This is a genomic window from Streptomyces sp. NPDC004658, assembly GCF_040609555.1.
Classification (GTDB): domain Bacteria; phylum Actinomycetota; class Actinomycetes; order Streptomycetales; family Streptomycetaceae; genus Streptomyces.
This window is the reverse complement of the sequence record NZ_JBEXKG010000084.1, coordinates 21,070-34,336: the sequence shown is the minus strand read 5'-3', so window position 1 is coordinate 34,336 and position 13,267 is coordinate 21,070. Positions and strand designations below refer to the sequence as shown.

The following is a 13,267-nucleotide window of genomic DNA, read 5'->3' as shown; positions in this document are numbered from 1 at the left end:
GGGGCCAGCGCACCGCCACCGGCAGCAGCAGGGCCAGGGCGACGATCGCGGGGTAGCCCTGGCGGGCGTACATCGGCAGGAAGCCGAAGCCGAGGCAGGCCATCGTCGCGGCCGGGCGCCAGGGCGCCGGCAGCAGCCGCCACAGCACCACCGCGCCGACGATCAGCGCGAGCGTCGCCGCCGCCGTCGCCGGGGCTCCGCCGTGGCCCAGCCAGAGCAGGGGCGCGGTGAGCAGCGGGGTCAGCGGGGGATAGCCGTAGGTGAAGTCGTACCCGCCGTCCATGGTCGGCGTCAGCGCGACGCCCTTGGCGTGGAACAGCCAGGGCCAGGGCTGCTCGTACACCGGGTGCCCGGCGGCGATTTCCCGCGCGGCCTGCGTGGTGAGGAGCGCCTCGTCACCACCGCCGTGGTTCAGCGCCCAGGCGCACAGCGCGAGGATGACCGCGGTCACCAGCACCACCAGGTCCAGGCGGGCCAGCGAGCGCGTCCGGCGGACGGTGAGGGCGAGCACGCCGCTCACCAGGATCGAGGCGTAGCAGACCGAGATGACCCCCGCGAGGACCAGCTGGTGCGTGGCCGCCTGGGTCCACACCGAGCGCGTGCCGATGAACAGGCTCACGTCGGCGAGGAGCGTCAGCACGCGGTGCCACTGCGCGGGGCCGTCCGGTGCCGCCGCGCGGGCCCCCGGAACGGCGGACACCACCGACGATGTCCGCCGGCCGGGTGTCACCTGCTGTGTCTCTGCCAAGTGCACGGCACGCGACGCTAGCGGGAAGGGGTGAGCGGGGCACGGCGGCGGATGAAGAGTCGGGTATGAGCCCGGTAAGAAGCGGACGTATCCATACATCTGACGTGGAGTGTGACACGCGAGATACGGCCGGTCCGGTCGCGCACCGTGTCGTTGTTGGGCCGAACGGGTGACTTGGCGTAAGAATTGGCTGGTGCAGGGATTGAGCGCGAGTCAGGTCAGGGGGAGCCGGTGAGCCGTTACGACGTCACCGATGAACAGTGGGAAGGGCTCGCCCAGGTCGTGCCGCTGCGGGGCCGGGACGCCTGGCCGTCCGCGGTGGACCACCGCTCGCTGCCCGACGCCGAGACCGAGACCCGGCGCCGGTTCGTGGTCCTGCGCGTCAACGTCTTCGCGGACGCCCGGGAAGTCGCCGAGACCCTCATGGCCGGGGCTCCGGTGCTGCTCGACCTGTCGGGCGCGGAGGGCGACGTCGCCAAGCGCGTCCTCGACTTCAGCACGGGCGTCGTCTTCGGCCTGGGCAGCGGCATGCACCGGGTGGACCGGAACGTCTTCCTTCTCACCCCGCCCGGGACGGAGGTCAGCGGACTGATGGAGGGCGCGGCGATCTCGGGCGGCTGAGCCCCGCCCCACCGGCCGTGCGCGGCGCGCTGACGGCACGGTCGCGGCGGTGCGCGGTACGCCCGCCGCCGTCGGGTCCCCCGATCGTAGGAACGCCCCGGCAGTGAAACGGTTCGGCGTACGGGCGGAGGCCTACGGTCCGCATATGGCCGTGCCCTCCGTGTCCGCTGAGCCGCCGGCGGCCGACGCGTCCGCCGCCGTCCCCGTGCCGTCCCGTCCGCCCCTCGACATCCGCTCCCGGATCACCGAACTGCGGCTGTCGGCCTTCGCGGGCCACCGGCGGGCGGGGTTCCCGCTCGGCCCGGTCACCGTGTTCGCGGGACCCAGCGGGTCCGGCAAGACCACCGCGCTCGCGGCGTACGAGGCGCTGGCGCGGCTCGGCGGCGGCGCCCCGCTCGGGGAGGCGTTCCCCGACCCGGCCGCGTGCGTGCCGGAGCGGGCCCGCCCCGACGCCGAGGGGCGGCGGGGCTTCCGGATCGGCTGCACGGCCGACGGAGCCGAGGGCCCGGTCCGGCTCGACCTCGCCGTCCAGGCCGAACCGTACCTGCGGATCGTGGGGGAGCGGCTGACCGCGCGCGGAGTCGTCCTGCTGGAGACCGCCCTGCGCGACCCCGGACGCCGGACCGTCCAGGCCGCCTGGCACACCGCGGGTTCCGCCCCGGTCACCCGCGCCCCGCTCCCCGACGACCGCCTCGGCACCGCCCTGCTGCCGCTGCGCGTGGCCGGCAAGACGGACGGCCAGCGCCATGTGCTCGCCGCGGCCGAGCAGATGGTCGTCGCCCTGCGCTCCGTCTTCCCGTGCGATCCGCGCCCCGAGCACATGCGCGCCCCCGTCCCCACCGGCACGGGCCGGCTGCTGCGCGGCTGCGGCAACCTCGCCGACGTGCTGTGGCGCACGCGCGCGGAGTGCGGTCGGCGGCACGGCCGGCTGGTCGAGGCGCTGCACGCGGGCTGCGCCGGGCCGGTGGCCGACCTGGTCGCCGAGCCGCTGGCCGACGGCACGGTACGGGCGCTGCTCGACCGCGGCGACGGCTTCCGCACCGAGATCGCCCGGCTCGGCGACGGCGAACTGCGCTATCTCGCGCTGACGCTGGTACTGCTGACCGGGCCGGGCGTCCTCGACGTGGACACCCCGGGCGAGGTGCCCGACGCCCTGCGCACCCTCACCGTCCTCGCCGACGGCTTCGACCGCGACCTGGATCCGTGCCAGCGCCGGGAGCTGCTGCGGATGGCGGCGCTGATGGGCGAGCGCGGGCACATCCGCTGTGTGGCCGCGGTGAGCGATGCCTCGTGGGCCGGCAGGACCCCCGGTGTCACGGTGGTACACCTGAACCCGTGACCGAACACCCCGATCCCGGCCTGGCCCGACTCCAGCGCAGGCTGGCCGAGTTCGCCGCCGCGCGGAACTGGCAGCCCTACCACACGCCCAAGAACCTCGTCGCCGCCCTCTCGGTGGAGGCGTCCGAACTGGTGGAGATCTTCCAGTGGCTGACGCCCGAGGAGTCCGCCCGGGTGATGGACGAGCCCGGCACGGCCCACCGCGTCACGGACGAGGTGGCCGACGTCCTGGCGTATCTGCTCCAGCTCTGCGACGTGCTCGGCATCGATCCGCTGGACGCGCTGGCCGCGAAGATCGACCGCAACGAGCGCCGCTTCCCGCTCCCCGGTTCCGGGGACCAGCGAACGGAAGATTGACTTCCGCTATTACTCTACGGAGTCAAATCGCCGGTCGAATCCGAATTGTTGTCCACAGATTTCGGTCTTCCTCTGGCTTTTCGCCCCATGGTCCCTCACGCTGGGTAGTGAGCACGGGAGTTCGGGCAGCTGTGCGAGGCGGCGCGGCGGAGGGACGGGGGCACCGTATGGATGCGGTACGGCTCATTCTCACGAGCAGGCGAGCGCTGGCGGGCGGCGCCGACGCGGCGGAGATGATGGCGGAGGTCTGGCAGGCGCAGGCCCTGGCCCAGGCGATCGGGAGCCGCCTCGCGGTGTCCGGCCCGCCGGAACTGCGCGGCGAGGCACTGGGGCTGACGGAGTTGGCGGGCCGGGGCTGCGGAGTCCTGGACCCGCCCGAACTCGACCCCGGCGACCTGCGCGCCGCCCAGCTCACCCAGCTGGACGACGCCCGGGAGACCCTGCTCTGCCTCGACGGTCTGCTCGGTGAGGTCGGCATAGCCCTGGTCGGCATGGCCAGCGCCGCCGCCGACGAGACGACGTACTGGCAGTGCATGGAGGCCATCGACGCGGCCGACGAGTCCCGCGACCGCGTCCTGGAGATGCTGCGCAAGCTGGCGGCCCGCGAGGAGGTACTGCCCGGGGACATCCAGGACAGCCCGTCGGGCGTGTGAGCGGGGCCCCGGCGCAGGGGGCGTGACAGGGGGCGGTTCATCCAGGGCTGTGCCGGGACCGCCCGCTCGGCGCGGCCTGCGGCGGAACGCCGGCCGCTCGGCTCGGTTCGCGGCGGGGACGGCTCCGGCTCGGTTCGCGGCGGGGAGGGCTTCGGCTCGGTTCGTGGAGCAGGCGGCTCCGCCCCGGCTCGCGGCGAGGTGTCTCCGGCTCGGTTCGCTCGTGGGCTTCAGCCGTGCCCGTCCGGGGGCCTACCGGGACCGCCGTTCCGTGTGCCGGTCTTCGCGTCGGCCCCGGCGACCGTCCCCGCGTATCGCCGAGCCGTCCGTTTCATTCCGTCTCGTCGGCCGTGCCCGGCGCGGACCCCCCGGCCTGAAGGTCCGCCAGCGCCGACAGGTCCGCGTTCAGTGCCGCCATCAGCTCCTCCATCTGCTCCAGCAACCCCTTGGGCCGGCCGGCGGGGCCTCCCTGCTGGGGAACGGACTCTTCGGACATGACGGCCTCCTCGGCCCCCGGCCCGGCAGGCCGGCGCGGTGACGCGCGACGGAAGCCACCGTCCGGCGCGGGCGCCGGACGGTCCGGCTCCGACGGCCCAACGATCATCGCCGGGGCCGGTCACTGGCCCGGCGCGGGGCCCGCGCGCGGGGTGGGCGAATTTCACCCGACCGGGGACGGCCGTGCCGGACGGTACCGGCGCGGTTGACGAGGGCGGCGCCGTGCAGGATAGATGTATGGACCTTCGAATCTTCACCGAGCCCCAGCAAGGGGCCACCTACGACACCCTGCTCGCCGTCGCCAAGGCCACCGAGGACCTGGGCTTCGACGCCTTCTTCCGCTCCGACCACTACCTCCGCATGGGCAGCGTGGACGGTTTGCCCGGCCCCACGGACGCCTGGATCACCCTGGCCGGCCTGGCCCGCGAGACCAAGCGCATCCGCCTCGGCACGCTGATGACCGCCGGCACCTTCCGTCTGCCCGGCGTGCTCGCCATCCAGGTCGCCCAGGTCGACCAGATGTCCGGTGGCCGGGTCGAACTCGGCCTCGGCGCGGGCTGGTTCGAGGAGGAGCACAAGGCCTACGGCATCCCCTTCCCGAAGGAGAAGTTCGCGCGGCTGGAGGAACAGCTCGCGATCGTCACCGGTCTGTGGGCGACCGAGGTCGGCAAGACCTTCGACTTCCACGGCACGTACTACGACCTCACCGACTCCCCGGCGCTGCCCAAGCCCGCCCAGAAGAAGGTCCCGGTGCTCATCGGCGGCCACGGCGCGACCCGGACCCCGCGGCTCGCCGCCCGGTACGCCGACGAGTTCAACATCCCGTTCGCCTCGGTGGAGGACAGCGAGCGGCAGTTCGGCCGGGTGCGGGCCGCCGCGGTGGAGGCGGGCCGTGACGCGGACGACCTGACGTACTCCAACGCGCTCGTCGTCTGCGTCGGCAGGAACGACCAGGAGGTGGCCCGGCGTGCCGCCGCGATCGGCCGTGAGGTGGAGGAGCTGAAGGCCAACGGGCTGGCCGGTTCCCCGGCCGAGGTCGTCGACAAGATCGGCCGGTACGCGGAGATCGGTTCCCGGCGGATCTACCTCCAGGTGCTGGACCTCGGCGATCTGGACCACCTGGAGCTGATCTCCAGCCAGGTCCAGGCCCAGCTGTCGTAACACCCGGCGACCCGGCCCCCGCTCCCGTCCCGGGGCCCGGCCCCACGAGCCCCGGGACCTCGCCCGGGGCTCCCCGCCCAAGGGCGCGGACCAGCGAAGGTCCCGCCCCGCGGCGCCCGGGACCCGCACCCCGCCCTGTGACGAGGCTGTGACCGGAGCTGTGGCTTCCGTCACGGTCCGGAGGGAGCGGCCCTGCTGGGATCACCCGATGGACGACGACTCCGCCCTCGGCATCCTCTTCGGCTTCCTGCTCTTCCCGGCCGTTCTCTCGGTCCCCGCCTGGGTGATCGCCGTCATCGTCAAGGTGCTGTCCGTGGCGCTGCCCGGCAGGCGCCCGGACTGGCGGTTCGACCTGGTGCGCTGGTCGGCGTGGATGGCCGGCTGGGCCGCGGTCGTCCTCTATTTCCTGGGCGCGGGAGCGGTCGCGCTCTCCGTCCACGAGTCCTCCTCCGGCGCGGACTCCACGCCGGCCCACGAGTGCCGCGACGACTTCCCGCCCGGTGTGCTCGTCGGTCAGCAGGCCTCCTGGGTGCCGCTCCGCTTCGACTGCGTCCTGGCCGACGGCAGCACCCGTCCGAGCAGCCCCGGCTACTTCTGGGTCAACACGGGCGTCGCCGGCCTCGGCCTCGCCGCCGTGACCCTCGGCATCCTCGCCCAAGCGGTCGGCGAGCGCCGGCCCGGGCCCGGCGGGCCGGTCACAGGTCCCGGGTCAGCAGACGCTCGCCGTCCCGTGTGAGGAGGAGCAGGTTCCAGGCGGTGCCGGCGGCCCCGTCGTCGCCGTCCCACCAGGCGGCGAACGTGTCGGCCAGGTCCGCCGCGTCCGCCGCGCGGTCGCCGCGGTCGTAGGCGCCGGTGAGTTCGACGTCGTAGTCGCGGTCGCCGAGGTGGACCAGGACGACCCGGGTCGCCCTGGCCGCGGAGTCCTTCGCCCCGTGCCGTGCGGCCCAGGCGCGGAAGTCGGCGAGCAGACGCGGGTCGGCCTCCCGCCGGGTCAGGGGGCGGTCGGGGTGCCGGCGCGGGGCGCCGGAGACCCCCTGCCGGCAGCCGAGCACCCAGGCGCCGCGGTCCCGGTCCACGACCTTGCGCGGCCGGGCCGTGAGCGACCGGCGCACACAGCCGCCCCACACCACCTCGCGGATCGCCGCGCCCTTGCCGCCGGAGTCGTGGATCCCCTTCCCGGTCCGCCAGCCGGCGTCGTAGGCCGCGACCTGGGCCGGTGCGGTCGGGCGTACGGCGGACGGCGGCCGATGCGCGCCGGTGTCGCAGGACACCACGAGCAGCGCGAGCAGTCCCAGCGCGGCCGGCGTCCACGTCCGCCGCCCGCCCCTGAAGTCGGTCAGGAGCACGGTGCGTTCCCCCTCAAGGTCCCTGCCCGGTCTGTCCCTTCGGTGAGAGGGCCCCCGTGCGGGAAGGGTTGCGCGGGCACCCGCGTCGGCCCGGCGGACCGGCCCGACTCGGGTGCCCGGGGGACGCACGCGTCCCCCGGGCCGGCTCAGCGGGTGAAGCCGTAGTCCAGGATCTTCGCCGCGTCCTTGAAGCGCTGGTCCGCCGACGTGTCCGCGAGAATCGTGCCCACGACCGTCTTCGAACCACGCGTGGCCGCGAACACCAGGCAGAACTTCGCCTCCGGGCCGGACCCGGTCTTCACGCCGAACGCGCCGCGGTAGGAGGTGAGGAGCTTGTTGGAGTTGCTCCACGGCTTCATGGCGTGCGTCCCGCCGCCGGGCCGGTACGACTGCATGTCGTCGTAGACCTTGGTGCCGACGACCTTCTTGAACGTCTTGTCCTTCAGCGCGACCCCGGCCAGCTTGGCCAGGTCGCGCGGCGAGGAGTAGTTCTTCCCGTTGGACACCCCGTCGAAGGAGTCGAAGTGGGTGTTCTTCAGGCCGAGTTCGCGCGCCTTGGCGTTCATCTTGCCGATGAACGACGTGGTCCGCCGGGCCGTCGTCGAGCCCGTGCCGTAGGTGTCCGCGAGTGCGTAGGCCGCGTCGCAGCCCGAGGGGAGCAGCAGGCCGTACAGCAGGTCGCGGACCTTCATGGAGTCGCCGAGGATCAGGTTCGCGCTGGAGTACCGCTGGACATGCGTCACCGGGTCGATGACGTAGTCGGTGTACTCCCTCTTGATCTTGACCTTCTTGTCGAGGTTCACGTTCCGCTGCGACAGCACCACGAGCGCCGTCATGATCTTCGTCGTGGAGCCGGTCCGCAGCCGTCCGTCCGGCGCCTTGCCGAAGAGCTGCCTGCCCGTCGCCGGGTTCATGGCGTACGCGCCCTGGGCCGACACCTGCGGTGCCGCGGCGGCGGATCGCTGGGCAAAGGCCGCGGTCGGCGCCGTGGCCGCCTGGGCGGGAGCGGTCGCGAGGACGCCCGCCCCGAGGACGGCTCCGGCCGCCACGGCGACGGCGGCTCTCCCGCGTACCCGGGTTCCCTGGCCGTTGGTCATGGTTCCCCCTTCTGTCAGTGGTCAGTTGACGGGGGCTCACTCCATCAGGTTCGGGCCCACGGAGCCGTAACGGAGATCACATGATGGACACGCGGAGTTCACAACAGTCCAACAGCCCACACCTTGCGGCGGAACTGTGGGCTCCGCCACAGCGCACATGATCTCCGGCTGATCGGATGAGCCGGTGCGCAAACTCCTCCCCCTCGCCCTCACCGGTCTGCTCGCCGTGTCGGCGTGTCAGTTCGTCGGCGACGACGACCCCGGCGACGAGGCCCGCCGCCTCAACTCCATGAAGTCGTTCCCGCTGAACGCCTACATACCGGACGCGACCTCCCGGGACGGCAAGGCCGTCGGCACGGCACAGTGGATCCTCGCCAGGAAGTGCATGGTCCGGCTCGGGTTCAGCGGTTTCAGGACGCTCGACATCAGGACCGTCGAGTCGACCTACCCGGTGCGGCAGGGCACCCTCACGGGCAGCGGCAGCATGGTCGGCGACGCCAGCCCCTACGGCGTGGACGACCCCGACCTGGCGGCCGAGCACGGCTACCACAACGCGCGGCGGGACGAGTCCGACACCCAGTCCATGGAGTGGCCGTCCGACCAGTACGCGGCTCTCACCGGCACCTTCGAGCGGGGCCAGAGCCACCGGGCGCACGGCAACCCCATCCCGAAGAAGGGGTGCATGGGAGAGGCGCTCACGAGGATCTACGGCCCCGAGCCCAAGCCCACGAAGATCGGCGGCGTGCGGCTGAGCGGCTACTACTCGCTCCCCGCGCAGTACTGGTACACGGCGCACAAGGAAGCGCGGAAGGACCCGGCCTGGAAGAAGGCCGACCGCGCGTGGTCGGCGTGCATGAAGGACGAGGGTTTCCGCTACAGCGACCCGGACCAGGCGTCCACCGACTCCGACTGGTACCGCGGTGACAAGCCGTCGGCCAAGGAGAAGAAGACCGCCGCCGCGGACGCCCGCTGCAAGCTCGACACCGGGTACATCCAGGCGGTGCACGCCGTCGAGAGCCGCGCGCAGAAGAAGGCCATCACCGAGAACAAGAAGGCGCTGGACGACCGGCGCGCCGACGACCGGCGGGCCATGGCGAAGGCCCGGGAGATCGTCGACGCCGCTTCCTGAGCGGGGATCCCGCGCACCGCGGCCGGTCCGTCACGGGCCGGCCGCAGCACGGAAAACCGGTGGTCGGCGGCGTTCCGGCCAGGGAGACTCGACAGCATGTTCGTGACGATCTCCACCACGGGTACGGCCGGGAACCCGGCCACCGATCTGGGGTACCTGCTGCACAAGCACCCCGACAGGGCGCAGGCGTTCTCCACGTCGTACGGCACGGCGCACGTCTTCTACCCCGAGGCGGACGCCGAGCGCTGCACGGCCGCCCTGCTGCTGGAGACCGACACGCTCGCACTGGTCCGCCGCGGCAAGGGCAAGGGCAAGGGCCGCGGCGGCGCCCCCGACGCGGCCCTCGCGCAGTACGTCAACGACCGCCCCTACGCCGCCTCCTCGCTCCTCGCCGTCGCGCTGAGCACCGTCTTCTCCAGCGCCCTGCGCGGTGTGTGCAACGCCCGCCCGGAGCGGGCGGCGGCCCCGCTGCCGCTGCGCGTCGAGGTCCCGGCGCTGCCCGCCCGCGGCGGAGCCGACCTCGTACGACGGCTCTTCGAACCGCTCGGCTGGCTCGTCACCGCCGACCCCGTCCCGCTCGACACCGCGTTCCCGGAGTGGGGCGACTCCCGGTACGTCCGGCTCGTGCTGGAGTCGGAGCGGCTGACCCTCGCCGAGGCGCTGCGCCACCTGTACGTCCTGCTGCCGGTGCTGGACGACGCCAAGCACTACTGGGTCTCCGCCGACGAGGTCGACAAGCTGCTGCGCGCCGGTGAGGGCTGGCTGGCCGGGCATCCGGAGCAGCAGCTGATCACCACCCGGTACCTGTCCCGGCGCTGGTCGCTGACCCGGCAGGCGCGCGAGCGGCTGGAACTGGTGCGGCTGGCCGAGGCCGACGACAGCGAGGTCGAGGACATCGACAACGCCGTCGCCGAGGAGACCGAGGCGCAGGAGAGGCCGACCCCGCTCGCCGAGCAGCGCCGGGCGGCGATCCTCACCGCGCTGCACGCGAAGGGTGCCGCGCGCGTCCTCGACCTCGGCTGCGGGCAGGGCCAGTTGGTGCAGGCGCTGCTGAAGGACGCCCGGTTCACCGAGATCGTCGGTGTCGACGTGTCCGTGCGGGCCCTGACCATCGCGGCGCGGCGGCTCGGGCTCGACCGGATGGGGGAGCGGCAGGCGGCCCGCGTCAGGCTCGTCCAGGGCTCCCTCGCCTACACCGACAACCGGCTCAAGGGGTACGACGCCGCCGTGCTCAGCGAGGTGATCGAACACCTCGACCTGCCCCGGCTGCCCGCCCTGGAGTACTCCGTGTTCGGGCACGCCCGCCCGCGCACGGTCGTCGTGACCACCCCGAACGTCGAGTACAACGTCCGCTGGGAGAGCCTGCCCGCCGGACACGTCCGGCACGGCGACCACCGCTTCGAGTGGACCCGCGAGGAGTTCCGCGCCTGGGCGGCGACCGTGGCCGGACGCCACGGCTACGACGTCGAGTTCGTTCCCGTCGGCCCGGACGACCCCGAGGTGGGGCCGCCCACCCAGATGGCCGTGTTCCACCGCGGCGACACCGAGAAGGAGGCGAAGGCCGCATGACCGACACCCGCGAGGCGGGACGGGAACTCCCCGTCACCGACCTCTCCCTCGTCGTCCTCGTCGGCGCCTCCGGCTCCGGCAAGTCCACGTTCGCCCGCCGGCACTTCAAGCCGACCGAGGTGATCTCCTCCGACTTCTGCCGCGGTCTGGTCGCCGACGACGAGAACGACCAGAGCGCGAGCCGGGACGCCTTCGACGTCCTGCACTACATCGCCGGCAAGCGGCTGGCCGCCGGCCGCCGCACCGTCGTCGACGCCACCAGCGTGCAGCAGGACGCCCGGCGTCAACTCATCGACCTGGCCAGGCGGTACGACGTGCTGCCCATCGCCATCGTGCTGGACGTGCCGGAGGAGGTGTGCGCCGCGCGCAACGCGGCCCGCACCGACCGCGCCGACATGCCCCGCCGGGTCATCCAGCGGCACATCCGCGAACTGCGCCGCTCGCTGCGCCACCTGGAGCGCGAGGGCTTCCGCAGGGTGCACGTGCTGCGCGGGGCGGAGGAGGTGGAGAACGCCATCGTCGTCACCGAGAGGCGCTACAACGACCTGACCCACCTCACCGGCCCCTTCGACATCATCGGCGACATCCACGGCTGCTCCGCGGAACTGGAGGCGCTGCTGGCCAAGCTGGGGTACGCGGACGGGGCGCACCCCGAGGGCCGTACCGCCGTCTTCGTCGGCGACCTGGTCGACCGCGGCCCGGACAGCCCCGGCGTGCTGCGCCGGGTGATGTCCATGGTGAAGTCGGGCAACGCCCTGTGCGTCCCCGGCAACCACGAGAACAAGTTCGGCCGCCACCTCAGGGGCCGCAGGGTCCAGCCCACCCACGGGCTCGCCGAGACCATCGCGCAGATGGAAGGCGAGAGCGAGGAGTTCCGGGCCGAGGTGCGCGAGTTCATCGACGGACTGGTCAGCCACTACGTCCTGGACGGCGGCCGGCTCGTGGTCTGCCACGCCGGCCTGCCGGAGAGGTACCACGGCCGCACCTCCGGCCGGGTCCGCTCCCACGCCCTGTACGGGGACACCACCGGCGAGACCGACGAGTTCGGGCTGCCGGTGCGCTACCCGTGGGCGGAGGACTACCGGGGCCGGGCCGCGGTGGTGTACGGCCACACACCCGTACCCGAGGCGACCTGGCTCAACAACACCATCTGCCTGGACACCGGCGCCGTCTTCGGCGGCAAGCTGACCGCGCTGCGCTGGCCGGAGCGGGAGCTGGTCGACGTACCGGCCGAGCGGGTCTGGTACGAGCCGGCGAGGCCGCTGCGCACCGAGGCGCCCGGCGGGCAGGACGGCCGGCCGCTGGACCTGGCGGACGTGCACGGCCGCCGGACCGTGGAGACCCGGCACGCGGGCAGGGTGGCCGTCCGCGAGGAGAACGCGGCGGCGGCCCTCGAGGTCATGAGCCGCTTCGCGACCGACCCGCGGCTGCTGCCGTACCTGCCGCCCACCATGGCACCGACGGCCACCTCGCAGGCCGACGGCTACCTGGAGCACCCCGAGGAGGCCTTCGCGCAGTACGCGCGGGACGGGGTCGCGCGGGTGGTGTGCGAGGAGAAGCACATGGGCTCGCGGGCCGTGGCCCTGGTCTGCCGGGACGCGGAGACGGCCCGCAGGCGGTTCGGTGCGGAAGGCCCCACGGGGTCGCTCTACACCCGTACCGGACGGCCGTTCTTCGACGACGCGGAGGTGACCGAGGAGATCCTCGGCCGGCTGCGCTCGGCGATCGGGGACGCCGGCCTGTGGGACGAACTGGGCACCGACTGGCTGCTGCTGGACGCCGAGCTGATGCCGTGGTCGCTGAAGGCCACGGGGCTGCTGCGGGGCCAGTACGCGGCCGTCGGCGCCGCGTCCGGCGCGGTGTTCCCGGGCGCGCTCGCCGCCCTGGAGGCCGCGGCGGCGCGGGGTGCCGACGTGGGCGGCCTGCTCACCCGGCAGCGGGAACGCGCCGCCGACGCGGCGGCGTTCACCGCCGCCTACCGCCGCTACTGCTGGACCACCGAGGGCCTGGACGGGGTCCGGCTGGCCCCCTTCCAGCTGCTGGCCGTCCAGGGCCGCAGCCTCGCCGCGCTCCCGCACGACGAGCAGCTGGCCCTGATCGACCGGCTGGTGGAGCACGACGGCACCGGGCTGCTGCGGACGACCCGGCGGCTGTACGTCGACACCGGCGACCCGGAGTCGGTCCGCGCCGGCGTCGACTGGTGGCTGGAGATGACCGGCCGGGGCGGCGAGGGCATGGTCGTCAAGCCGGTCGGCGCGCTGGTGCGCACCCCGGAGGGACGGCTGGTGCAGCCCGGCGTCAAGTGCCGCGGACGGGAGTACCTGCGGATCATCTACGGTCCCGAGTACACCCGGCCCGACAACCTGGCCCGGCTGCGGCAGCGGTTCCTGAACCACAAGCGGTCCCTCGCCCTGCGCGAGTACGCCCTCGGCCTGGAGGCCCTGGACCGGCTCGCCGACGGGGAGCCGCTGTGGCGGGTGCACGAGGCGGTGTTCGGCGTGCTGGCGCTGGAGTCGGAGCCGGTGGACCCGAGGCTGTAGGCACCCCGGGCACACGCTCCTCGCGGAGCCCGCGCACGCCGTCCCCACGCGCCGGTCACAGGACGCCCTTGTGCCGCACACACGTTTGTCCATATGGTGGACGGCCGTGCGGCGCAAGGGCGTTGGCATGCCGTGAGGGGAGTGGCGAACGTGGAGATCAAGAAGATCGTGGTCCGCGAGGACCAGCGGAGCACCACCCGCCGGCCGGCGATCCTG

General features: G+C 73.3%; 12 protein-coding genes and 1 pseudogene. 9 read left to right on the top strand and 4 right to left on the bottom strand.

All coding sequences use genetic code 11. From position 1 onward, the window contains the following. Positions 1 to 703, bottom strand: a pseudogene (locus tag ABZV94_RS25540) (hypothetical protein); the annotation flags it as partial. A gap of 276 nt (positions 704 to 979) precedes the next feature. Here ABZV94_RS25540 and ABZV94_RS25535 point away from each other — a divergent pair. From ABZV94_RS25535 to ABZV94_RS25520, 4 genes are all read left to right on the top strand, one after another. Next, a complete protein-coding gene (locus ABZV94_RS25535) occupies positions 980 to 1,369 on the top strand; it encodes a cell division protein SepF (protein ID WP_132783268.1) in 390 nt (129 codons plus the stop codon). 145 nt (positions 1,370 to 1,514) lie between these two features. Then, positions 1,515 to 2,708, top strand: coding sequence for an ATP-binding protein (locus ABZV94_RS25530; RefSeq protein ID WP_356344073.1), 1,194 nt, complete (start codon positions 1,515 to 1,517; stop codon positions 2,706 to 2,708). Further along, positions 2,705 to 3,064 (top strand): nucleotide pyrophosphohydrolase, encoded by a 360-nt coding sequence (locus ABZV94_RS25525; protein ID WP_356344071.1) that lies wholly within the window; start codon positions 2,705 to 2,707, stop codon positions 3,062 to 3,064. The genes ABZV94_RS25530 and ABZV94_RS25525 overlap by 4 nt, the downstream gene beginning before the upstream one ends. Positions 3,065 to 3,231: 167 nt before the next feature. Next, the gene (locus ABZV94_RS25520; RefSeq protein ID WP_356344068.1) at positions 3,232 to 3,717 is read left to right on the top strand and encodes a DUF6099 family protein; all 486 of its coding nucleotides are present in this window, start codon (positions 3,232 to 3,234) and stop codon (positions 3,715 to 3,717) included. Between the two features lie 328 nt (positions 3,718 to 4,045). On the opposite strand, the gene ABZV94_RS25515 is transcribed toward ABZV94_RS25520, so the two are convergent. After that, positions 4,046 to 4,210, bottom strand: a complete 165-nt coding sequence (locus tag ABZV94_RS25515) for a hypothetical protein (RefSeq protein WP_356344066.1) — start codon at positions 4,208 to 4,210, stop codon at positions 4,046 to 4,048. Between the two features lie 236 nt (positions 4,211 to 4,446). On the opposite strand from ABZV94_RS25515, the gene ABZV94_RS25510 reads away from it, so the two are divergent. Both ABZV94_RS25510 and ABZV94_RS25505 read left to right on the top strand, forming a co-directional pair. Then, positions 4,447 to 5,370, top strand: coding sequence for an LLM class F420-dependent oxidoreductase (locus tag ABZV94_RS25510; protein WP_356344064.1), 924 nt, complete (start codon positions 4,447 to 4,449; stop codon positions 5,368 to 5,370). A gap of 208 nt (positions 5,371 to 5,578) precedes the next feature. Further along, complete coding sequence (locus ABZV94_RS25505) at positions 5,579 to 6,106, top strand: hypothetical protein (protein WP_356344062.1); 528 nt, start codon at positions 5,579 to 5,581, stop codon at positions 6,104 to 6,106. Here ABZV94_RS25505 and ABZV94_RS25500 read toward each other — a convergent pair. Further along, the gene (locus tag ABZV94_RS25500; protein ID WP_356344061.1) at positions 6,066 to 6,716 is read right to left on the bottom strand and encodes a hypothetical protein; all 651 of its coding nucleotides are present in this window, start codon (positions 6,714 to 6,716) and stop codon (positions 6,066 to 6,068) included. The genes ABZV94_RS25505 and ABZV94_RS25500 overlap by 41 nt on opposite strands. 146 nt (positions 6,717 to 6,862) lie before the next feature. Further along, on the bottom strand, positions 6,863 to 7,813 hold the full coding sequence (locus tag ABZV94_RS25495; protein WP_356344059.1) for a serine hydrolase: 951 nt from the start codon (positions 7,811 to 7,813) through the stop codon (positions 6,863 to 6,865). Between the two features lie 184 nt (positions 7,814 to 7,997). Here ABZV94_RS25495 and ABZV94_RS25490 point away from each other — a divergent pair, with 184 nt between their 5' ends. The 3 genes from ABZV94_RS25490 (at position 7,998) to ABZV94_RS25480 (ending at position 13,051) form a co-directional block, all read left to right on the top strand. Further along, positions 7,998 to 8,942 (top strand): hypothetical protein, encoded by a 945-nt coding sequence (locus tag ABZV94_RS25490; RefSeq protein WP_356344057.1) that lies wholly within the window; start codon positions 7,998 to 8,000, stop codon positions 8,940 to 8,942. A 96-nt stretch (positions 8,943 to 9,038) separates the two neighbouring features. Then, the gene (locus ABZV94_RS25485; protein WP_356344055.1) at positions 9,039 to 10,511 is read left to right on the top strand and encodes a 3' terminal RNA ribose 2'-O-methyltransferase Hen1; all 1,473 of its coding nucleotides are present in this window, start codon (positions 9,039 to 9,041) and stop codon (positions 10,509 to 10,511) included. Next, on the top strand, positions 10,508 to 13,051 hold the full coding sequence (locus ABZV94_RS25480) for a polynucleotide kinase-phosphatase (RefSeq protein WP_356344053.1): 2,544 nt from the start codon (positions 10,508 to 10,510) through the stop codon (positions 13,049 to 13,051). Before ABZV94_RS25485 ends, ABZV94_RS25480 begins: the two co-directional genes overlap by 4 nt. The last annotated feature ends 216 nt before the right edge of the window (positions 13,052 to 13,267 follow it).